This window comes from Micromonospora sp. CPCC 205539 (genome assembly GCF_036906815.1).
Lineage (GTDB): Bacteria > Actinomycetota > Actinomycetes > Mycobacteriales > Micromonosporaceae > Micromonospora.
In genome coordinates, this window is record NZ_JBAKHW010000001.1 from 264,667 (window position 1) to 285,873 (window position 21,207).

A 21,207-nucleotide genomic window follows, 5' to 3' on the forward strand; every position below is an offset into this window, starting at 1 on the left:
GGCGTGGACACCCGCCGGCTAACGGGCCGCAGCGGCATACCCACTGCGCCGCTGGACACGCGGCCCGATTCGGTGCGCCGGGCACACCCGTCCGCCAGCGGTCGTCACCGGCGCGAGGACCCCCTCAGCTCGGTGCCGCCCGCAGGTCGGCCACCTCGTCGGCGCGGGTGCCATCGCCCAAGCCGGTGTATATGTCGATCGCCTCCGTCCAGGCGCGGTGGGCGGCGGGAGGATCGACCTCCTGGTAGGCCCGTCCGATGATCGTCAGGGCGGCGGCGAGGTACGAGGGCCAGCCACGGGTCCGCCACAGCCGCACCGACTCCTCCAGGTGCTCGACCGCCTCGGCCGGCCGCCCCTCGTCCAACTCGACCTCGCCGAGCACCTCGAGGGCACCCGCGATGTGATGGGTCATGCCGTATTCCCGAGCCAGCAGGAGGGACGTCGCTGCCGCAGCCCGGGCCGCCCCCGAGTCACCGCTGCGTAGGTGGACGCGGGCCAGCACCAGCATCGTCAGGACCTCGGGGTAGTGGTCGCGGTAGCGCCCCGAGATCACCAGCGATTCGGCCAGGCTTCGCCGGCTGGAATCGAGGTCGCCGGCCTCCCGGTGAGCGATGCCGAGGAACTGCAGCACAGTGGACTCGTATCGTGGGTTACCCAGAAAGCGGGCCAAGTCCAGAGCGGCGGTGAGGTGGGTGAGCGTCAGGTCCAGCCGAGCCTGCTCGCTGTGGGCGAGCGCGAGCGCGACGTGGGCTCGGGCCTGCCCGCCGACGTGGTGGGTCTCCTCGGCGAGGCGCAGCGAGCGTTCAGCCATCGCCATCGCCTCCTCGACCGCGCCCTGCGCGGAGAGACCCCACGAGCAAATGACGGCGGCGTCCGCCATGCCACGCCGCTCCCCCAGGTCGGTGAACATCTCCAGCAGCCGGGCGCCGTCGACCCGAAGCGCCGCCATCGCCTCGCCAGCCTGTGGGCCGCCGCTCCAGGTCCGCACGTCGACGAGGCCGCGCAGCATGACAGCCTCGCCGAGCAGGTTGCCGTTGCGCCGGCAGCTCTCCAGCACCAACTCGTTGGTGGCGGCCCATTCGATGTACATCCCGCGGATGTCGAAATACTTCTCAAGGCAGCCTGCCAACCCGAATGCGAGCTCAACCAGGCCGAGATCGCAGGCCTGCCGGATCGAGGCCCGCAGCGCCGACCGCTCGGCGTCGAACCAGTCCAGCGCCTCGAACCGAGGCATCGAGCCGTCGGTCACGAATCCGATCGGGGTGCGGGGCGCCGACCCGTGGATCGGGGCGTAGCAGGGGCCGGGAACGTCGGTCGCCATCCGCTCGGCGAGCGCCAGCCATGCCCCGAGGCCGTACGCCAGCACCGCCGCGCAGCCGTCCGCGCCGTCCTCCGCCTCGGCGCGCTCCCGCGCGTACAGCCGCACGAGGTCGTGGAAGCGGTAGCGGATCTGGCCGATCCCGTCGGGCGCGGTCATGGCCAACAACTGGGCATCGACCAGCGCGTCGACGTACTCGGTGGCGTCGTCGAGGGAGGTGCCCAGGAGGCAGGCCGCCAGCCAGTGTGGAAAGTCCTGCGTGGTGAACAGCCCGAGCGTCCGGAACAGCCGTCGGGCAGTGTCGGGGAGGCCCCGGTAACTCAACTCCAGAGACGCGCGGACCTCCAGGTCGCCAGTGGCCAGCCGGTCGAGCCGGCGCCGCTCGTCGGCGAGCAGCCCCGCGAAGTGCGCCAGGCGCCATCCTGGCCGCGCGGTGAGGCGAGCACCAGCGATCCGCACGGCCAGCGGCAGGCCGCCACACAGCCGCACGATCTCGGCCGCGTCGGAGTGCTCCACCTCGACCCGCTTGCTGCCGCTGATCCGACCCAGCAGACGCAAGGCGTTGCCCGGCTCGAACACGTCCAGGTCGATGCGGTGCGCGCCCTCGATCCCGGTCAGGCGGGCCCGGCCGGTAACCAGCACCGCGCAGGTGGCCGCGCCGGGCAGCAGCGGCCGGACCTGCTCCTCGGAGGCCGCATTGTCCAGCACCACCAGCACCCGCCGGTCCGCCAGACGACTCCGGTACAGGGCGGCCCGCTCCACCACGTCGTCGGGCACCGCGCGGTTGTCGACACCCAACGCCCGCAGGAACCGAGCCAGAACCTCGCCGGGCTCCAGCGGGCGTGGCTCGGAACCGCGCAGGTTGACGTGGAGTTGCCCGTCGCCGTAGGCGCCGGCGACCGAGTGCGCCACGTGGACGGCGAGCGCGGTCTTGCCGACCCCGCCCATGCCGGCGATCGCCACGACAACCAGGGCTGTCGAACCACCCGTGAGCAGCCGCCGCACCTCGTCGACCGGTTCCTCGCGTCCGGTGAAGTCGGCGATGTCCGGCGGCAGCAGCGAAGGCACCACCCACGGGTCGCGCCCGGAACGAACCGGAACGGGCGGCGCAACACTGTCCGGTGCCATGTCCTGCTCGGGCACCTCGTCGCGCAGGACCCGAATGTGCACGGCCTGCAGCTCCTGCGCCGGCTCCACCCCGAGTTCCTCGATGAGCCGGTCGCGGACCTCGGCGAACAGGCGCAGCGCTGTGGCCCGCTCGCCACCTCCGGCGAGGGTGAGTATGAGCCGGGCGTGGATTCCTTCGTGATAGGGGGCATCCTGGGCAAGATGGCGCAGCGGTGCGACAGCCCGGTCGTATCGGCGTAGCTCGAGGGCGATGTCAGCCAGCAGCAAAGCCGCTCCCAGGCGATGCTGGCCGGCCTCGACGGCGACCGGATGGTCGCGCAGGCGAGGGTTGGCATCGGCCAGCACCGGGCCTCGCCACCAGAGCAGTGCCTGCTCGAGCAGGTCCAAAGCCTCGTCGGGTCGACGATGTCGCAGGGACCTGGCTCGGGTGAGCATGGCGGCGAATCGTGCAAGATCGACGTGCTCGTCGCTCAGACGCAGCAGGTAGCCGGCGTGGTCAAGCTGGATCAATCCACTTGTCGAGCGCTGCGCGCGGGTCGGCTCCAGCATCGCGCGGAGCTGGCCGATCGCCATGTGGATCTGAGTGGCCGCCGTCTTGGGCGGCGTAGCGCCCCAGAGCATCTCGACGATCTCGTCCCGACCCACTGACCGGTTGAGCCGCAACGCCAGCAGTCCGAGAAGCCCACGCTGGGCCGATGTGGCGAAGGTGACCGCCCTGGCACCGCGGCTCACCACGAGCGGCCCGAGCACGTCGACCCGGAGGTGGTCGCCGCCAGGCTGGCTCTCGACCCGCGCTGCCGACAGCAACTCGTCCCGGTCGGCCGCCGACAGGTTGAGCGCCGCCACCAGCCGCTCCAATGAGTCGGCGTGCGGTTGCCGCACCCGATCCTTCTCAATGTCGCGGAGTGCCCGGACACTGACGCCGCTGCGCTCCGAGAGGGCGTCCTGGGTGAGCCCAACCCGTCGGCGGTGGTGCTCGATGAGCTCGCCAACTCGCGGCCGAAACGCGGAAGCATCCATACCGACATCACTCCCGCGTCGATGAGTCCCCAGCTTCCGCCGACCGGCAATAATTCGCCATCGTCGATTCTGCCGGTCCGCCGGATCCCGGTCCAGGTGCGGACCCGAACCCACTGGTGGGCGACACCGGCGCTCGAGCCGGGCCCACGCCGCCGGTCGCAAGATCGACATAGCCGTGGCTGAGCGGCAGGACCTAGTCACCCACGAAGACAACGGAGTACGTCGATGACATAGTCGCGAACTGCGAAAGCGCTTAGCAGCGGACGGGAGTCTCGGTTCAGTCCCAGCCACGCAAGCGAAACGTTGGAGGATGCCGTGACCACGATCCCGATCCGATTCCGCGGACCGGTCGCCGGACGCCTGCTGACCGCCCTGCTCACCGGGCTTCTCGCCGTCGCCGTCGGTGCGCCCGCTGCTTCGGCCGCACCACCGGCCAACGCCCAGGACAAGCTGCAGTCAGAGATCAGTGCCCACATCAAGGCGTACGGCGGCAAGCAGATCTCGGTGAACCAGATCGCCTGGGAGGACGGGGTCACCATGACCTTCCCCCTGCCCGGCGCGAAGGTCGCCCTCGCACCGGGTCAAGAGATGGTGCCGCTCGGCACCCCGAACTGCCGCCGGGGCTGGTCCTGCCTGTGGGAGCACAACAACTTCGAGGGTCGCTACGTCGACTACTACAACTGCGGCACCGTCTGGCTGCGGGACAAGGGTTTCGAGAACATGGCCAGCTCCTGGCACAACAACCAGACCGGCGGGGCGTACTCCATCGTCTACAACTACGTGGGCAGCAACCCCCAGCAGATCTGGTTCGAGCCAGCGGGCGCCAGCGCCGCCTACGTCGGTAACGGCAACAACGACATCGCGGACAGCGTGCACGTCTGCTGACCGACGTCCACCAACAAGAGACGGTACGGGGGCGGGCCCGGTGATCGCCACGAGCGGCGGTCACCGGGCCCGGTGCCGTCCGGCTCCATCGACTCAGAGGAAAATCCATGAGATCGAACCGCTTCCACAGACACGTCCGCAGACTGAGCACCGCTCTCGCCGCCCTGCTGACCGCGCTGGCGGGGTTGGTGGTCCTGCCTGCCACGGCCGCACACGCCGCGGCTCCCGCCCGGGTCGGCGACTACGACGGCGACGGCAAGACCGACGCCGCCTACTTCCATCCGGACGGCGGCATCTGGCGGGTCGGTTACACCGATGGCGCACAGGCCACTCTCCGTACCGGATGGGGGGAGGCGCGCGACGAACCAATTCCCGGCGACTACAACGGCGACGGTAGGGCCGACATCGCGGTTTTCCGTCCGTGGGACGGCAGTTGGTCGGTCACCTACACCGGTGGGGGTCCCGCGGTACTCAAGACCAACTGGGGAATCCAAGGGGACATCCCCGTACCGGGGGACTACGACGGCGACGGCAGCGACGACATGATGGTGTTCCGCGCGTCCGACGGAAGCTGGTCGGTGGCGTACAGCAGTGGTGGCACCACAGTCCTCAGGACCGGATGGGGCACGCTCGGTGACATACCGGTGTCGGGCGACTACAACGCCGACGGCCGCTCCGACCTGATGGTCTTCCGTCCCGCCGACGGAAGCTGGCGGGTCGCCTACACCGGCGGCGGCACCGCGGCACTCCGGACGTCCTGGGGTAACCGCGGCGACATCCCCGTCCCCGGTGACTACAACGGTGATCGCCGCAGCGACATGCTCATCTACCGGCCCGCGACCGGGCAGTGGCTGCTCGGCTCCAACGGCGGCGACAACGTGGTGCTGCGCTCCACGTGGGGCGGCTACGACGACATGCCGGTGCCGGGCGACTTCGACGGCGACGGTTCGTCGGACCTGACCATCTTCCGCCCGCGGGATGGAAGCTGGTCCGTCGCCTACACCAGTGGTGGCACCGACGTCATCCGGGTGGGCTTCGGTACGACCGGCAGCCTCTCCTTGCCCGCCTCCGCCATCCCCGGCGTTCCGAGCCGCACCGACGATCTCGCCAAACCCGTCTACTTCGTCCACGGCTACGTCCTCGGCTCCGGAACGGACTGCAACAACTCGTACTGGGCCAACGCCGTCGCCGACTTCCGCCTCGACGGAGACCCCGCCTTCGCCCAAACCACCAGGACGGTCGGCTTCTACCAGGGGGACAGGAACTGCGACGTCCGTATCGCCGAGGGCAGCCACGACACCGGCATCGAGGAGTTGGGCCGGCTGTTCAGCTGGGAGATCTACAACCGCTACTCACGATTCGGCGTAGCCGTCGACGTGGTGGCCCACTCGATGGGCGGCCTCATCGCCATGACAGCGATCTCCGGAACCCAGCGGAATCTCGTCGGCTGGGCACCCTACGTCTTCGTGGAGGACGTATCCACCCTCGCCACGCCGTTCGCCGGCATCTCGAGCGTGATGGCGATCGGTTGCGGCGCCTTCACCTACCAGTGCAGCCAGATGTCCGCCAACTCGGCCTTCTACCGCAACTGGTCGGCCAACAATCCACAGGCCGACGGTACGGGCACCGACTGGACCCTGATCGGGTCCTACGACGACATCGTCGTCTCCGAGGGCAGCGCGACGGCCATGGGGAATCCCGGGCACAAGATCCTCTACTACCAACGCCTGCCGAACGACGAGTCGGTCGGGCACGGGTCCATCACCGAGCTCACCACCGGAGCCTATTCACACCGGACCTGCGACCACTATCGAAGCTGCGACATGAACACCAGCACCACGTGGCCGAGCACCTCCTCCCTGAACGACCCCGTGTTCATGGCGCGCCTGGGCAGCTACCGATACAACCTCGGCTGACCCAGGGGTGGGCGGGCGCCGCCCGTCGGGGCAGCCCCCGCCCACCTCCGGTCACGGCGCGGTCCCCGGTGGCCGGAACTCGAACACCTGCCCCCGGGCAATCGGATCACACCGCTGCTGGACCAGCCGGGCACCGCCGGCCGTGGAGTTGCCGCGATGCCTGGGCAGTGCCCCCTGCTACGGTGCGCAGGTGAGCGACGCGGCCGCATATCTGGACAGCCACGACGAGGCGGTGGCGGCTGCGAGCCGCGTTGCGGGGAAGCTGCTGCCGGGGGTGATCGAGCGCGACCGGGCCGGCGCGTCGCTCGTCCCCCGGGAGGCTCTTGCCGCCCTCGACAACTCCGGCCTGCTCGGCATCAGCGTGCCGGCCGAGCACGGCGGGCCAGGCCTGGGCCCTCGCACGTTGGCCGAGGTGACCCGCATCCTGGCCGCCGCCGACCCGGCCATCGCCCAGGTGCCGCAGGGCCACTTCCTCGCCGTGGACATCCTCGCCGTCTGGGGCGATCCCGCAGTGCGCGAGCGCCTCTTCGCCGACGTCCTCGCTGGCCAGCGCATCGGCAACGCGCTCGCCGAACGCGGCGGCCGGCACGCCCAGGACCTCACCACCCGATTGACCACCGATGCAGCCGGGGGCTTCCGGCTCGACGGCCGCAAGTACTACTGCACCGGCGCGTTGACCGCCTCCTGGATCGCGGTCAGCGCGCTCGACGACGAGGGCCGCCTGCGCCTGGCATTCGTGGCCCGCCACACCCCCGGGCTCACCGTCGACACGGACTGGAACGTGATGGGGCAACGGGCCACGATCAGTGGCACGACCACGCTGGAGGCGGTGGCGGTCGACGCCGATCTGGTGCTGGACTACGCCTCCGCGTACGCGGTGCCCCAGCAGCTCGGCGCGCGAGCCCAACTGGTGCACGCGGCGATCGAGACCGGCATCGCCGGTGGCACGCTCCGTGACACCCGCGCCTACCTGCGGGAGCGCGCCCGCCCCAGCAGCGAGGCGGTGCGGTCGGGTGCCGACTCGGTGGCCGGCGACCCGCACGTACTGCACCGGTACGGCCGGCTCGCGACCAGGGTACGAGCGGCGGAGGCGCTGCTGGCCGACGCGGCTCGGACGCTGGAACGGGTCGGTCTCGTGCCGGCCGACGCCGAGGCCGCGACGACCGGATCGTTGGCCGTGGCCGCCGCGAAGGCGTTCGCCAGCGAGGTCGCCGTCGAGGCGGGCAGCGAGCTGTTCGCGCTCTGTGGCACCAGCGCGACCGACGAACGGTGGGACCTGCACCGGCACTGGCGTAACGCGCGCACCCACAGCGTCCACGACCCGGTCGACTGGAAGTACCACCACCTCGGCGCCTACGAGGTCGGCGACGTCCTGCCGCCGAACCACGGCCAGATCTAGCCCACGCCCGGCCCGCCCGAGTCAGGCGCAGGGTGACGGCGTCGCGGGGCGCCGGAGCGGGTGGGTGGTCTGGTGGCGGAGGGTGGCGCGGAGCCGGTCGGCGTCGGGATGGCCGAGCGCGCCGAGGATGTCCAACGCCCGCAGCCAGGCGAGCCGAGCAGCCTCCGGGTCACCGGCCGCCTGGTGACTCTCCCCGGCGTGCGTGAGGGTGTCGGCCTCGTAGTAGCGGTCACCGAGATCACGGAACAGCTCCACGGCCCGCTGGTAGCAGGCGGTGGCCTGCTGGTAGTCGCCGAGGTGATGGTGGGCGTAGCCGAGGCTGTCCCAGGTGTTGGCTTCGCCGAACCGGTCCCCCACCTCGCGCAGGAGTTGCAGCGCCCGCCGGCAGTGGTGCAGGGCCTCACCGTGGTCGCGCAGTTGGGCGTACTGCCAGCCGACGGAGTTCAGGGCGCGGGCCTGCAGGGCACGGTCGCCGACGGCTTCGAACAGGTCGAGTGCGCGCTGGGCGTGGGCCAGCCCCTCCCGGTGACGCCCTTGCCGCGAGCAGACCCAGGCGATGCTGCGGGCGGTGTGCGCCTGGCCGGTCACGTCACCCAGTTGGCCGTACAGGTGGGCCGCCTGCCGGAGTTGGGCGTGCGCCTCGGCGAACTGGCCCAGTTGGGCGCGGGCGCGGCCGAGGCCGCGGCGGACCGTCGCGGCGGCCCGATGGTCGGCCAGCAGGTCGGCGGAGGTCAGGGCGGTTTCGTGCGTCGTCACCCAGTCCTGCCAGTGTCCTTTACGGTCGAAGAAGTCGGCCAGGGTCCAGGCCAGCCTCCAGGCGTGCCCGTACAGCCCGTCGTCGGCGGCACGGGTGACGGTGTTGAGCAGCACCGGGTGCTCCGTGATGAACCAGGCCATCGCCTGCTCGGCGTCGACCGGCGCGACCGCTGCGACGCCGGGGCGGGCGGGCTCCAGGTCGATCGGGTCACGGAACGGTTGGAGCAGCCGGGCACCGGCGTACGCGACGTGCAGGTAGGAGTCGAGTAGCCGACGGACGGCGGCCTGACGCTCGCCGTCGCCGTCGAGCTCGTGGGTCAGCTCGGTCGCGTAGACGCGCAACAGGTCGTGGAACGCGTACCGGCCGGGCGAGTGCTCGATGAGCAGGTGGGTGCGGGCCAGCTCCGCCAGCAGCGTCCGGGCCTGACGCAGCGGAACACCGGCCAGGCTGGCCGCCGCTGGGGCCGCGATGTCCGGCCCGGGGTGCAACCCCAGCAGCCGGAACATCCGACCGGCCGTCGGGCTCAGCGCCTGGTAGGACCAGGAGAAGACGGCGCGTACGTCGGTGGCCGGGTCGCCGCCGTCGAAGGCGTCCAACGCGTCGGCCGCGTCGCGAAGTTCGCTGGCCAGCGCTGCCAGCGGGAAGCCGGGGCGGGTGGCGGCCCGCGAGGTGGCGATGGCCAGCGCCAGGGGCAACCGGGCGCAGCTGGCGATGATCTGGTCGACGGCCGTCGGCTCGCCGGCGACCCGGTCGCTGCCCAGCCGGCGGGCCAGCAGGTCGCGCGCCTCGGCCGCGGGCAGCAGGTCGAGGGCGAGCGGCTGGGCGCCCTCGCTGGCGACCAGCGACGTGAGCTGGTTACGGCTGGTCACCACGGCTAGGCAGCTGGCCGAGCCGGGTAGCAGCGGGCGGACCTGCTCCGCGTCGCGGGCGTTGTCGATCACGACGAGGACCCGTCGGCCGGTGAGCAGGCTGCGGTAGAGCCCGGCCTGGGCGGGCAGGCCGGCCGGAATCCGCTCCACCGGCACCCCGAGCGCGTCCAGGAATCCACGGATCGCGTCGGCCGGCTCCAGCACGGCCCCACCGGCGTCGAAGCCCCGCAGGTTGACGTAGAGCTGACCGTCCGGGAAGCGGTCGGCGACCTGGTGCGCCCAGTGCACCGCCAACGCGGTCTTGCCCACTCCCGGCGTGCCGGAGACGGCCGCGATGACCATCGCCGCCGCATCGGGCTCACCCGGCCGGTCGAGTCGTGCGTCGAGCCAGCGCAGTTCGTCGCGCCGGCCGGCGAAGGCGCGTACCGCCGGGGGTAGTTGGGCCGGGGCGGACGCCCGGGCCGCGACCGCGACCACCTCACCGGCCGGCGCGGACCAGGCGAGCGCCGGGTCCTGCGACAGGATGGCGCGCTCCCGGTCGCGCAGAGCCGGGCTGGGCTCGATGCCCAGGTCGTCGCGGAGCGTGCGGCGCAGCCGCCGGTACGTCGCGAGCGCATCGGACTGCCGGCCGGCCCGATAGAGCGCCACCATGAGCTGTTCGTGGATGTGCTCGTCGAGTGGGTGTTCCTGCGTCAACAGCTCGAGCTCCGGCACGAGCTGCGCGTGCTCGCCGAGCGCCAGTCGGGTGTCGGCCAACGCCCGGACCGCGACCAGCCGCAGGTGCTCCAGGCGTTCGGCCTGCTCGGACAGCCAGTCGAGCCCGGTGACGTCGACCAGTGATCGGCCCCGCCACAGCTCAAGGGCATCGGACAGCAGCGCGCGGGCGTGCTCGTGGTCGGTCGAGCGGGTGCCCTCGTGGATGAGCCGCTCGGCCACCTCGACGTCGGTGGCCTCACCCGGCAGCTCGAGCACGTAGCCCGGAGGCCGGCCCACGATCGCACTCCGGGTGCCAATGGTGCGGCGCAGGTACGACACGTGGCTCTGCAGGCTGTTGGGCGCGGTCGCCGGAGCCCGGTCCCCCCAGATCACATCGATCAGGCGGTCGGTGCTGACGATCACGCCCGGGTGCAGTGCGAGCACCGCGAGCACGCCTTTACGCCGCAGCCCGGAAACCGTACGGGCCGTGGCGCCTACGGTCACGTCGACCGGCCCGAGAAGCCTGACTCGCATTGGTCCGCCCCCGCCTCAACCACGTCATCCAATCCAGGCTATCGACGGAGCGAGCACCCCCGAACGGCTCAGTCGCACACCGGACGGTGCTGGTATTTCAGCGCCACGTCAGCCGTACTGCAGAGCCCACTGCCAGAGTGCGTCAACAGCAAACACCCACACCTTTCAGCAGGGGGAATTCAGCATGAGAATCCGAATCCCAGTCGCGGTCGGCGGCGCGCTCGTCATGGCCATGGTGGCGCTCGGTGGTGGTACCGCCGCCAGCGCGGCCCCGGCCACCAAGACCGTCGCCAGCTCGGCGGCCACGGGCGGCGGCATGAGCATCAACGCTGTTCAGAAGTACACGATCTTCGTGCACACCGCGAACATCGACGGGGCCGGCACCGACGCCACCGTACGGATGAAGGTCTACGGCACGCTCGCCGAGTCGCCCGGTTACGTCAACCTCGACAATTCAGCCGACAACTTCGAGCGCAACAGCAACGACTATTTCGGGCCGTTCTCGTGGTTCGACATCGGGCGCCCGGACTTCATCGGTGTCTACAAGGGAAGTAATGGTTCCGAGTGGTACCCGGAGCACGCGCAGATCTACGCGCACGCCACCGGCACCTGGTACACCTGCCCGATGAACGCCTATTACGGCGACGGCGCGGAGACGCGCTGGTTCGACTGCCCGTGACGGCGAATCCGATCGACTGGTGTCCCCGGCCGTCCGACGGCCGGGGACACCGGTTGTCCCGCCGACGTTCGCCCGGGTCGATGTTGATCAGATGAGCCCATCGACCGGTGTCGGTGTCGGTGTCGGTGTCGGTGTCGAGCAGGATCGATCAGTTTCCGCCGCGGTACCGGCCACCGACGTAGACGAGCGCGTCACCGACGGCCCGCTCGGCACCGCTCGGGTGGTTGGCCAGCGCGCCCTCGGCGGCCATGGTGGTCGAGCCCCCACCGTCGAGGTTGATCGCGTCGGACATGCCGAGCGCCTGGGCGACGGCTGCGGTCTCGTCCAGGGTGGTGCCGACGCTGGTGGTCTGGCGACCGTCGATGGTTGCGAGCACGATCCTGCCGTCCCGCGTGGTGCCGGCGATCGTACGGGGGTTGCGGGCGAAGAAGCTGTCGGAGCCGCCGTCGGGCACCACGATCTGACCGTCCGCCGTCAGCGGGTACCGCCCGTTCACGCCGAACAGCCCGGGCCGCAGCGGAAGGTTCCGGCCCTGCTCGTTGGTCAGGGTCGAGGTCAGGTCCAGGCAGCCGCGCCCGGCCACGTCGAGCAGTGCGACGGTGTCCCGTCCGGTGGCCTGCAACGAGGTCTGGCCCGCGACGAGCGTGGTGCCGCGGGTCGTCGCGGTACGCACCACGCAGCCGAGCCGGTTGAGGACGACCTCCACGCCCGCGCCGGCGGGGGTGGCCGAGTCGAACTCGGGCGTGAACCGGACCACGTCGCCCGGCTCGGTGCACGCGGTCTGGTCGGTCAGGGCGGCACAGCCGGCGGGGACGACCGGCGGGTGGTTGATGAACTCCAGCGGCAGGACGGTGTGGGTCCGGCGGTTCCGGACGCTGCCCGACCAGGTCAGTTTTCCGGTCAGGGCCCGGTTGCTGGTGGCGTCGACGACGAAGTTGGCCTCGCCCGGCTCGGTGGTGGGCTCACTGAGCAGCTTCCCGCCGTACAGCCCCAACCCCACGGGGTCGCCGGGGTAGAGCTGGCTCGCGGTGAAGGTGAAGAAGGAGGCGTTGACACCGGCCAGAGCGCCGGAGTCACGGACGAGGTCGGTGGTCTTCTCGACCTGGCCGAGGTTCGGGCCGTACGTCGCCTTCAGGTGCCCGCGTGCGTGGCGAGGGTCGATGGTGAGGACGTTGACCACCCAGGGGCCGCGGGTGGTGGTGTTGATCTGGTCGGCCGGTGCCGGCTCGGTGCCGCGCACGATCCGGGTCAGGGTCACGCCGTCGGCCAGGGCGCGACTGGTGGTGACCTCCGTGAGGTCGGCATCGCCGATCGGAAGAGTGCCGACGGCGGCGTCGGCGCGGGTGCCCGGGACGACGCCGAGCGCCAGGGTGGCCAGCGTGACCGCGGCGAGCGCCCCGGCGCGGCGTAGGCCGGACAGGGCAGGAGTGGAGACAGTCATGCCCCGAGCCTTGCGACGTCAGAGAAGCACGCATCGGACAGAACCTGACAGCTAGTCGAATTTCGGCTAAAGGGCTTATCCGTTGCCGACCAGCGGCGCGGATGATGCATCGCCGAGCCGACGCAGATGGTCGACCGCCACCGCCACCGCCTCCAGACGCCCGACACCGCACAGCGAGCTGCGCACGGATCGTCACCACCGCGCGTCGACGGTCAACGACCTGTCGACCACCATCGGGGCAAGCTGACGACCGAGTGAGCTGATCCGGCGGTGGCCGCGCGGCGGTCAGTCGGCGTCCAGCACCTCGCGCAGCCGTGCCGCGAACTCCTGGGGCTTGCCCGCGTACCCGGACTGCTCGCCGAGGAAGCCCCCGTGGTGGCTCGGGAACACGGTGGCCTGCTGGCCGAGTAGGGCGGCGGTACCCAGGGCGGTACGCGCGGTGTACGTCCCGGCCGACTCCTCGCCGACCGCGATCAGGATCCGGGTCGGTGCCGCGGTGAGCGCGTTCGCGTCGGGGCGGTAGTCGGTGATCGCCTCCGCGTCCTTCGACAGCAGCGGACTGTCGCGGGTGCCGTCGTCCTCGGTCGACAGGCCGAACATCGCGGGGTCGGGTGCGGGCTGCGCGAAGTAGGCGTCGGTGAACTGGCCCTGCCAGGATGTCATCACGATGAACGCGGCCATGCCGGCGCCAAGGCCCTTCGCCTGGTACGCCTCGTGGCAGGCGGCCTGAGCGCGCTCCGCAGCGGCGGCGTCGGGGAGCACGGCGTTGATCGGCGGCTCGTGCGCTACCAGGGTGACGACGTCACCGGGGCGGGTCGCGACCAGCTCCAGCGCGGTCACGGCACCGCCGCTGCTGGCAAAGACGTCGACCGCACCGGTGCCGATCGCCTCGATCAGCAGGTGCAGGTCGGCCGCCTGCTGCTGCGGCGTGTGGTCGGACCGGCCGTCCGTGCGGACGCTGCGGCCCAGGCCACGCGGGTCGTAGGTGACGACCGTGCGGTCTGTGAAGTGTGGGGCGAGCACCTCGAAGCCCTCCGCCGTCATCGGCTGACCGATCATGAGCAGAATTGGGTGCCCGCCGGCCGGAGGCAGCGGCCCGCGGACGTCGTAGACCAGGTCGGCACCGGGCACGGCGAGGGTGCGCGTCTCGGTTGTCGTCATGGCGGTGAGACTACGGCCGGCGGGATCAATGCGGCGCTATCCGACTGTCACGCCGTGGCGGCGACGCCGACGAGGTGGCCCTCGGGGTCGGTGAAGTGGCCGACCACGAGGTTCGTGCCCGGTGCGCGGTCGGGGCCCATCCGGCGCGTCCCGCCGAGGCTCTCGGCCTTCTGGAGCGCGGCTTCAACGTCGGGAACGCCGACGTAGAAGGTGACGTGACCCGCGTAGGCAGCGCCGCCGCCGACACCGCCGGGAATGCCGCCCCCGGCACTGGACGTGGGGTGGATGAACCCGTAGTTGCCCGGCTCGGACACCCGCTCGGAGACCGGGCCACTCGTGTCGAACTCCCAGCCGAACAGCTCGCCGTAGTAACCGCGGAGCTTCGCCGGGTCGTTCCCGACGATCTCGAAGTGCACCACTGGCTGCCCCATGATCGACCCTCTCCTTTGGACTACGTCACCACCGTACGAAGCTCGGTTGTCAAAAGCAACTGCCTCGTTGTAAGTTCGCACCTACGTGAGCCGGAGGGACGGTCATGCCTACGAGCCGCAGCTACGGGGACGCCTGCGGAATAGCCCGGGCCCTCGACGTCGTCGGGGAACGGTGGGCCCTGCTCGTCGTCCGCGAACTGCTCCTTGGTCCGCAGCGCTTCTCCGACCTGCGCCGCGCCCTGCCCGGAGCGAGCTCGAACGTGGTCGCCGACCGGCTTCGCGAGCTCGAGAGCCGCGAGGTGGTCCACCGTCGCAAGCTGGCGCCCCCGGCCAGCTCGTGGGTCTACGACCTCACCGCCTGGGGACGCGAGCTCGAACCGATCGTGCTGGCTCTGGGCAGTTGGGGCGTACGCGTCCCGCTGCCCGGCACGCCGACGACGCTCAGCGCCACCTCCGTGCTGCTCTTCCTACGGGCTGCCGCGCGCCCCGCCCCGACGGCGCCCGCAACCACCTGCCGCGTCGAGCTGGACGACCGCGTCTGGACCGTCCGCACCGCGGCCGGTCAGGTGCAGGTCGAGCCCGGCGAGACCAGCAGGCCCGACGCGTGCCTCCGCACCGACCCCGAGACGCTGAACGCCCTGCTCAACGACCCGGGTGCGCTCGACGTCGCCCTGTCCGGCGGGAGCGTCGTCGTCACCGGCGACCTGTCAGCTCTCCGTCTGCTGTTGCGGGCGGTCAGCGCCCCGTCCCCCACCGTCGGGCGACCGTCGGCGTCGTAGCCGTCAGCAGCCCTCGTGCAGCCATCCGGCGATCAAGATCACATCGGCAACACGGCGAGCGGGCCCTTCCTCGGCGGTGTCGGCCGGATGTCGGACCCAGTCCACACCGCGCTCGTCGGCACGCCACCCGACGGTCATCTGGCTACCACTTAATGATCAACGACTGCAGGACAGATCGTGCCCCTTCGAGAGGACCCCCTGCGCGTGATCACCGAGGAAGACCCCAGACCGGCCGCCCGTCTGGCGCGGCGGCGGTTCCTGACCGTCACCGGTGCCGCGACCGCGCTCGCCTTCGCCACCAACCTGCCCGGTGGGTCGAGCGCCTCCGCCGCCACCGACACCCTGCCCGACGACCCGTTCACCCTCGGCGTCGCGTCGGGCGACCCGCTGCCCGATGCGGTGGTGATCTGGACCCGGCTCGCGCCGCGACCGTACGAGCCGTTGGGCGGCATGCCGTACCACGCGTTCGAGGTCGAGTGGCAGGTGGCGAGCGACGAGCGGTTCCGGCGCATCGTGCGCTCCGGCCAGGCGACCGCGCGACCGGAGTACAGCTACAGCGTGCACGTCGACGTACGCGGGCTCCAGCCGAGCCGGCGCTACTGGTACCGCTTCAAGGTCGGCCGGTACCTCAGCCCGGTCGGCCGCACCCGGACCACCCCGGCTCCCGGCCAGCGCGTCGACCAGCTCACCTTCGCCGTCGCCTCCTGCCAGTCCTTTCCGGACGGCTACTACACCGCGCACCGGCACATCGCGTCCGAGGACGTCGACGCGGTCGTGTTCCTGGGCGACTACATCTACGAGTACGGCGTCTCCGCCTCGGGCGGGCTGCGTAACCTCACCGAGCTGGTGCCGAGCCAGTTCCGCACCGAGGCCGACACGCTCGACCGCTACCGCCTCCAGTACGCGCTCTACAAGTCCGACCCGGACCTGCGCGCCGCGCACCAGGCGGCGCCGTGGATCCCCACCTGGGACGACCACGAGGTGCAGGACAACTACGCGGGCCTGGTGTCGAGGAGCAACGCCCCGGTCGAGGACTTTCTGGTCCGGCGCGCCAGCGCCTACCGCGCCTACTGGGAGCACATGCCGCTGCGCTCGCCGGCCCCTCAGGGCCCGAACTACATGCTCTACCGCCGGTTCACCTTCGGCCGGCTGGCCGAGCTGAACGTGCTCGACACGCGGCAGTACCGCGCCGACCAGGCCTCGGGCGACGGCTGGAAGGTCGACTCCGAGGAACGGCGGGACCCCGCCCGCGCCTTCGCCGGTGCCCAGCAGCAACGGTGGCTGCTGGACGGCGTACGCACCTCGCACGCGACCTGGAACCTGCTCGCCAACCAGGTGATCATGAGTCGGATGGACCAGGACCCGACGGCCGGGGACTTGTACAACATGGACGCGTGGGACGGTTACGCCGCCGAGCAGAAGATCACCCTCGACGGGCTCGCCATGCTGCGGGGACGCAACCCGGTCGTGCTCACCGGAGACGTGCACGCCGCTTACGCGCTGGACATGAAGCGCGACTTCGCCGACCCGGCCTCACAGACGTACGGGGTGGAGTTGGTGGCGACGTCGATCAGCAGCGGTGGCAACGGCACCGGGGTCTCCGCCGCCGGGCAGAAGTTCCTCGACAGCAACCCGCACCTGAAGCTCGTCAACGAGCGGCGGGGTTATCTCCGGGTCCGGCTCACCGAGCGCGAGCTTCGGGCCGACTACCGGGCGGTGCCGTACGTCGACCGGACCGACGCCCCGGTCCAGACGATCAGTTCTTTCGCCGTCGAGGCCGGTAACCCCGGTCTGCACCCGGTCTGAGAGGGAAAGCCATGACCCGTACTCTCTGGCGCCGGCTCGCCGGCCTGTCCCGGAGCCGCAAGGCCGCTGTCGCCGGCGCGGTCCTCGCCCTGGTCGCGATCGGCGGCACCGCCCCCGCGGTCGCCGGCCGTCCCGACCCGACCCGGCTGAGCCTCGCCTCCGATGTCAGCCTCGTGCAGGTCAATCCGACGCCCTGCGCGAACCAGGGTTTCCAGCTCCAGTTCGGCAACACCGGACGGGCGGCCGTGTACGCCGACGCGTTCCTGGAGGTGACGGCGCCGCTGAAGCTGTCCAGGAACCTGGTCTCCAGTTACCTGCCGGCCGGCTACACGCTCAAGGTGCCGATCACGGTCACTGCACCCCGGGACACCGTGCCCGGCAGCCGGTACACGATCACCGTCCGGTCCGGTGAACGTCGACTCTCGGTGCCCGTGGAGGTCACTCCGGCGCCGGTCGACACCACCGGCAACCTGGCCCGGTACGTGCCGGTGACGGCCTCCTCGGAGAACCTGCCCCTCTACCCGGCGTGTGGTGCGGTGGACGGCGACCGCGACTCGAACCACTGGGCGACCACGACCGGTTGGAACGACGCGAACAAGGGCGCCTTCCCCGACTGGCTCCAGGTGACATTCGACCGTCCGGAGACGGTCGGCCGCGTCGACCTCTACACGCTCGACTCGCCGAAGTACCCGGCCGCGCGGTACGGCCTGCGCGACTGGGACGTACAGGTGCGGGTCGGTGACAGCTGGCAGACCGTCGCCCAGGTACGCGGCAACGTGGCCGGCCTGGTCAGCTCGACCTTCGCACCGGTCACCGCGACCGCGTTCCGGATCAACGCGCTGACCAGCAACGAAACCGCCGGCTACTCGCGGGTGGTGGAACTCGAGGCGTACGCGTCCTGACGCCGCGTCCTGGCTGCGGGAACCGTCGCGCCCGGCCCGAGCAGCATGCCGCGCTGCTCGGGCCAGGCTCGTCCGATCAGCGGGACAGCACCTCGTAGGCGCGGTGGACGGTCTGCGTCACCTGGTTGCCGGCCCGGTCGGCCAGCGTCACACGCAGCGCGACGAAGCCCGCCTTGGCCGGGTTGTCGATCGTCATTCTGCCCGACTGGCCCTTGCAGGCCGAGACGGTCAGCCGCCGCCAGGTGCCGCCATCGTCGTAGGACACCTCCGCCCGGGTGACCCGGGTGGCGGCTGCGCCGCCGGACGGCTCGCCACCCACACCGACCAGCACCTCGGTCCGCGACCGACCGCGGGCCCGGTTGAGCGCGTCGAGGCCGACCGCGTTCAACCGGGGTACGAAGAGCGGGTTGGCGACCGACGACTCGGTGCCCGTGGAGCGGAACCGCCACTCGGTGTCGATCCGGGTCGACAGGGTCGAGAACGGCACGTCCCGACCGACGCTCGCCCGCAGGGTGTACGTCGCCGCCTGAGTCGGCAGATCGTAGGCGTAGCCCCACTGACCGGCCGGCCACTGGGCGATCTCCTGCCCGTCCCGGCTCAGGCTGAGCGTGCCGGACGCGGGGCTGTAGGCGAAGCTCCGCGGCTCGGCGTCGACGAACCACCCGATGCTCGGGATCGACATGAAGTCGCTCCGGCGCGTGCCGGTACCACTGTCCAGGGTCGGCCCGAGGATCGCACTGTTCCAGGTCTCCGCGTTCTCGCGGTGCAGGCTGACCGTGCGCTCCGGCGCGATGATCCAGTCGTCGCCGATACGGATCTCACTCTCGTACCGTCCGGGCGCGCGGTAGTCGATCACCGTCGACGGGTAGTTGACCGGGGCGTCGACCGAGAGCGTGGGCAGGCCGCTCTCGCTCACCATGCCAACTGCGGTGGAGCCGCTGGAGGCGACGCCGGGCGCCTTGAAATTCACGACGACCCGGGCCAGCTTGTCCCTGGTCACGGTCCGCACCGGATTCGACGGTACGCCGCGTCGGACGTCGGCGAGCCGGTAGAAGTACGGACTCGGCGCCTGCGGGCTCGATCCCTTCTTGTCGAAGACCGCCCGCGCGCTGTAGGAGACGGCAGGATCGTCGAGCGGCAGCACGTAGTCGGCGCCCGCCACGGCGAACGCCCCACCGAACGACAGGTGCTGGCCCGCCACGTCGAGGGTGAGGTCGACGGAGGTGAGCACGTGTTGGGCCGTACGGTCCGCGATGTCGAGCTTGACCTGCTTGCCGCGGCGGGCGTCGACCCGTACCGGCAGGATCGCCGAGTCATCGGTGACGGTGATCGGCACGATCCCGTAGGTGAAGGTGACGTCGTCCGGCCCGCCCGGGTGCACGGTAGTCAGCAGGTAGTGCCGGCCGGCGGGCAGCATCGCCCGGGCCGTACCACCGGAGATCGTCAGGTAGGTCGACTCGCCGGTGGCACCGTTCACCACGGAGACGGTGCCGTCGGCGGGAGCGCCGAGCCGGTTGGTCACCTCCAGCGCGACGTCGTAGCGCGCCTCCTGGTGGTGGGTCACGGCGGTCTGCGCCACCCGCGTTCCACCAACGCTCGCGGTGAGGGCACCGAGGTGGTACCCCTCGGCCTCGCCCTCGCCGCGCACGGTGAGCGTGACCGAGGCGCTGCCCTTGGCCGGCACCGCGAGCTGCGGGGTGCTCAGCGTGACCAGCTCAGCCGGGACCGCGGAGACCGCGAGGTCGAGGACGACCGGCTGGTCCGCGTCGTTGCGGTAGCTGACCGTCCGGGTGACCGGGGTCGCGGGCCGGGGCCAGGGCAGGCTGACGTTGAGCGAGCCGACGCTCGGCGTGACCTGGGCGGTGATCGCCCGGGCGACGTCCACCCGACCGGAGCCGTACCTGGGCGACGGCGTCTGCTCGTAGCGGCCGTCGAGCGCGCTGCTCATCAGAGCCGCCTTGAGCTGCTGGCCGGTCCAGTCGGGGTGCTGCTGGGCCAGGATCGCCGCCGCGCCGGCGACGTGCGGGGTGGCCATCGAGGTGCCGTTGAGGGACGCGTAGCCCCCACCGGGGAACGCCGCGACGATGCCCACACCCGGGGCGCTGATCTCGGGCTTCAGCGCGTAGTCGACATTGCGGGGTCCGCAGCTGGAGAAGCTGGCGAGGTGGTCGTTGCCGTCGACCGCGGCCACGCTCAGCGCCGCGTCGGCGGTGCTGGGAGAACCGACCGGGTGTGAGCCGTACCCGCAGCCACTGTTGCCGGCCGCGATGACGAAGAGCGCGCCGGTCTGCGCCGACAGGTCGTTGACCGCGGCCTCGAGCGGATCGACACCGGGGGTGTCGGATCCGCCGAGACTCATGCTGATGACCTTGGCGTGCACCTCGGTGGCCGCCCACTGCATGCCGGCGATGATCGCCGACCAGGGGCAGCCGTCAGCGCCGCAGACCTTCCCCTCGGCCAGCTTCGCCCCGGGTGCCACGCCCTTGCGGAGCCCGTCCGAGGCCGCGCCGGTGCCCGCGATCGTCGAGGAGACGTGGGTGCCGTGTCCGATGTGGTCGTCCACCGTGCCCTCAGCGAGGAAGTCGGCGGAGGCGACGACCACGCCGTCGAGGTCGGGATGGTCGGTGTCGTACCCGGTGTCCAGGACCGCGACGGTGACGCCGGCCCCGGTGAGGCCCGCCTGCCACGCCGTCGGAGCGCCGATCTGCGGCACGCTGCGGTCCAGCGAGACCTTCACCGTGCGGTCCAGCCAGAGCTTGTCGAGGTTGCCGTGCAGGCGGTCCGCGGCCTTCTCGCCGCCGGTGACCGTACGCCACACGCGCCCAGCGTTCCCCGGCGCGACCCGCACCGCGTTCAGCCCGAACCGGGGCAGGGTACGGGTGGTCCGCGCGCTGTCGCCGAGTGCGGCCCGCGCCTGTGCCGACCGCTCGGCCGTGGCGACGTCGTACTGGGTGAGCAGCGGCAACTCGCCACCGTCGGCCGACCCGCTGTCGATCAGCGCCGCCAGGTCGAACAGTTGAGGGTCGAGGCGGTCCGCGGCGAGCAGGCCCAGCGCATCGGACGGGACGACCGATACGGTGCCGGCGGACGACCGGGTCAGGAACGTGATGTCCTGGCGGCCGGGGCCGGGCGTGACGTGGTACGAGGTGATGCCCTTCGGCCCTCGGACGACCGACACCGCGTCTCCGGTGACCAAGGCGACGGTGTGATGGTCGGCGCGCTGCTGCGCGGGCGCCGGCGCGGCGGCCGGTCGTGGTGCCGCGAGCGCTGCCGGTGGGGCCACGGCGGTCAGTGCCGCCATCCCCAGCAGTGTGAGGGCGCTGGCGGTCGCCCGTCGGGCGGTACGCCGATGGATCCGGAGAAAATGCACAGAGTTGACCTTCTCGTCGGTGAGTGACGAAGTGAACTCGGCAGAGTGTCACACTTGCCCCCACCCGGGGCTAGATCATGGTGCGACGCAGCTGCGCCGTGGCCCAGGTGCGCCGT

Annotated in this window: 13 protein-coding genes; 7 read left to right on the forward strand and 6 right to left on the reverse strand. The window is 71.2% G+C overall.

Annotated elements, in window-relative coordinates:
* Nucleotides 1–124: 124 nt before the first annotated feature.
* Nucleotides 125–3,637, reverse strand: a complete 3,513-nt coding sequence (locus V6V47_RS01115) for a BTAD domain-containing putative transcriptional regulator (RefSeq protein WP_334626232.1) — start codon at nt 3,635–3,637, stop codon at nt 125–127.
* A gap of 144 nt (nt 3,638–3,781) precedes the next feature.
* Between V6V47_RS01115 and V6V47_RS01120 the strand changes: the two genes are divergently transcribed.
* From V6V47_RS01120 to V6V47_RS01130, 3 genes are all read left to right on the forward strand, one after another.
* Nucleotides 3,782–4,351 (forward strand): peptidase inhibitor family I36 protein, encoded by a 570-nt coding sequence (locus tag V6V47_RS01120; RefSeq protein ID WP_334626010.1) that lies wholly within the window; start codon nt 3,782–3,784, stop codon nt 4,349–4,351.
* Between the two features lie 107 nt (nt 4,352–4,458).
* Nucleotides 4,459–6,267: a hypothetical protein gene (locus V6V47_RS01125; protein ID WP_334626011.1), complete on the forward strand. Its 1,809-nt coding sequence runs from the start codon at nt 4,459–4,461 to the stop codon at nt 6,265–6,267.
* Between the two features lie 190 nt (nt 6,268–6,457).
* Nucleotides 6,458–7,666 carry an SfnB family sulfur acquisition oxidoreductase gene (locus V6V47_RS01130; protein ID WP_334626012.1) on the forward strand — a complete coding sequence of 403 codons (1,209 nt, stop codon included), beginning with the start codon at nt 6,458–6,460 and terminating at the stop codon, nt 7,664–7,666.
* A 21-nt stretch (nt 7,667–7,687) separates the two neighbouring features.
* On the opposite strand, the gene V6V47_RS01135 is transcribed toward V6V47_RS01130, so the two are convergent.
* Nucleotides 7,688–10,522, reverse strand: a complete 2,835-nt coding sequence (locus V6V47_RS01135; RefSeq protein WP_334626013.1) for an AfsR/SARP family transcriptional regulator — start codon at nt 10,520–10,522, stop codon at nt 7,688–7,690.
* 184 nt (nt 10,523–10,706) lie between these two features.
* On the opposite strand from V6V47_RS01135, the gene V6V47_RS01140 reads away from it, so the two are divergent.
* Complete coding sequence (locus V6V47_RS01140; protein WP_334626014.1) at nt 10,707–11,201, forward strand: PLAT/LH2 domain-containing protein; 495 nt, start codon at nt 10,707–10,709, stop codon at nt 11,199–11,201.
* A 148-nt stretch (nt 11,202–11,349) separates the two neighbouring features.
* On the opposite strand, the gene V6V47_RS01145 is transcribed toward V6V47_RS01140, so the two are convergent.
* The 3 genes from V6V47_RS01145 to V6V47_RS01155 all read right to left on the reverse strand — a co-directional run bounded on the left by V6V47_RS01145 (nt 11,350) and on the right by V6V47_RS01155 (nt 14,234).
* Nucleotides 11,350–12,642, reverse strand: coding sequence for a phosphodiester glycosidase family protein (locus V6V47_RS01145; RefSeq protein ID WP_334626015.1), 1,293 nt, complete (start codon nt 12,640–12,642; stop codon nt 11,350–11,352).
* A gap of 285 nt (nt 12,643–12,927) precedes the next feature.
* A complete protein-coding gene (locus V6V47_RS01150; protein ID WP_334626016.1) occupies nt 12,928–13,803 on the reverse strand; it encodes an alpha/beta fold hydrolase in 876 nt (291 codons plus the stop codon).
* A gap of 47 nt (nt 13,804–13,850) precedes the next feature.
* Entirely contained in the window at nt 13,851–14,234 is a 384-nt protein-coding gene (locus tag V6V47_RS01155; RefSeq protein WP_334626017.1) for a VOC family protein, read from the reverse strand.
* A gap of 104 nt (nt 14,235–14,338) precedes the next feature.
* Between V6V47_RS01155 and V6V47_RS01160 the strand changes: the two genes are divergently transcribed.
* The 3 genes from V6V47_RS01160 (at nt 14,339) to V6V47_RS01170 (ending at nt 17,721) form a co-directional block, all read left to right on the forward strand.
* Entirely contained in the window at nt 14,339–15,013 is a 675-nt protein-coding gene (locus V6V47_RS01160; protein WP_334626018.1) for a winged helix-turn-helix transcriptional regulator, read from the forward strand.
* Between the two features lie 177 nt (nt 15,014–15,190).
* Complete coding sequence (locus tag V6V47_RS01165; protein ID WP_334626019.1) at nt 15,191–16,819, forward strand: alkaline phosphatase D family protein; 1,629 nt, start codon at nt 15,191–15,193, stop codon at nt 16,817–16,819.
* 11 nt (nt 16,820–16,830) lie between these two features.
* Entirely contained in the window at nt 16,831–17,721 is an 891-nt protein-coding gene (locus V6V47_RS01170; protein WP_334626020.1) for a discoidin domain-containing protein, read from the forward strand.
* 76 nt (nt 17,722–17,797) lie between these two features.
* On the opposite strand, the gene V6V47_RS01175 is transcribed toward V6V47_RS01170, so the two are convergent.
* Nucleotides 17,798–21,022: a S8 family serine peptidase gene (locus V6V47_RS01175; protein WP_334626021.1), complete on the reverse strand. Its 3,225-nt coding sequence runs from the start codon at nt 21,020–21,022 to the stop codon at nt 17,798–17,800.
* Nucleotides 21,023–21,207 lie beyond the last annotated feature (185 nt).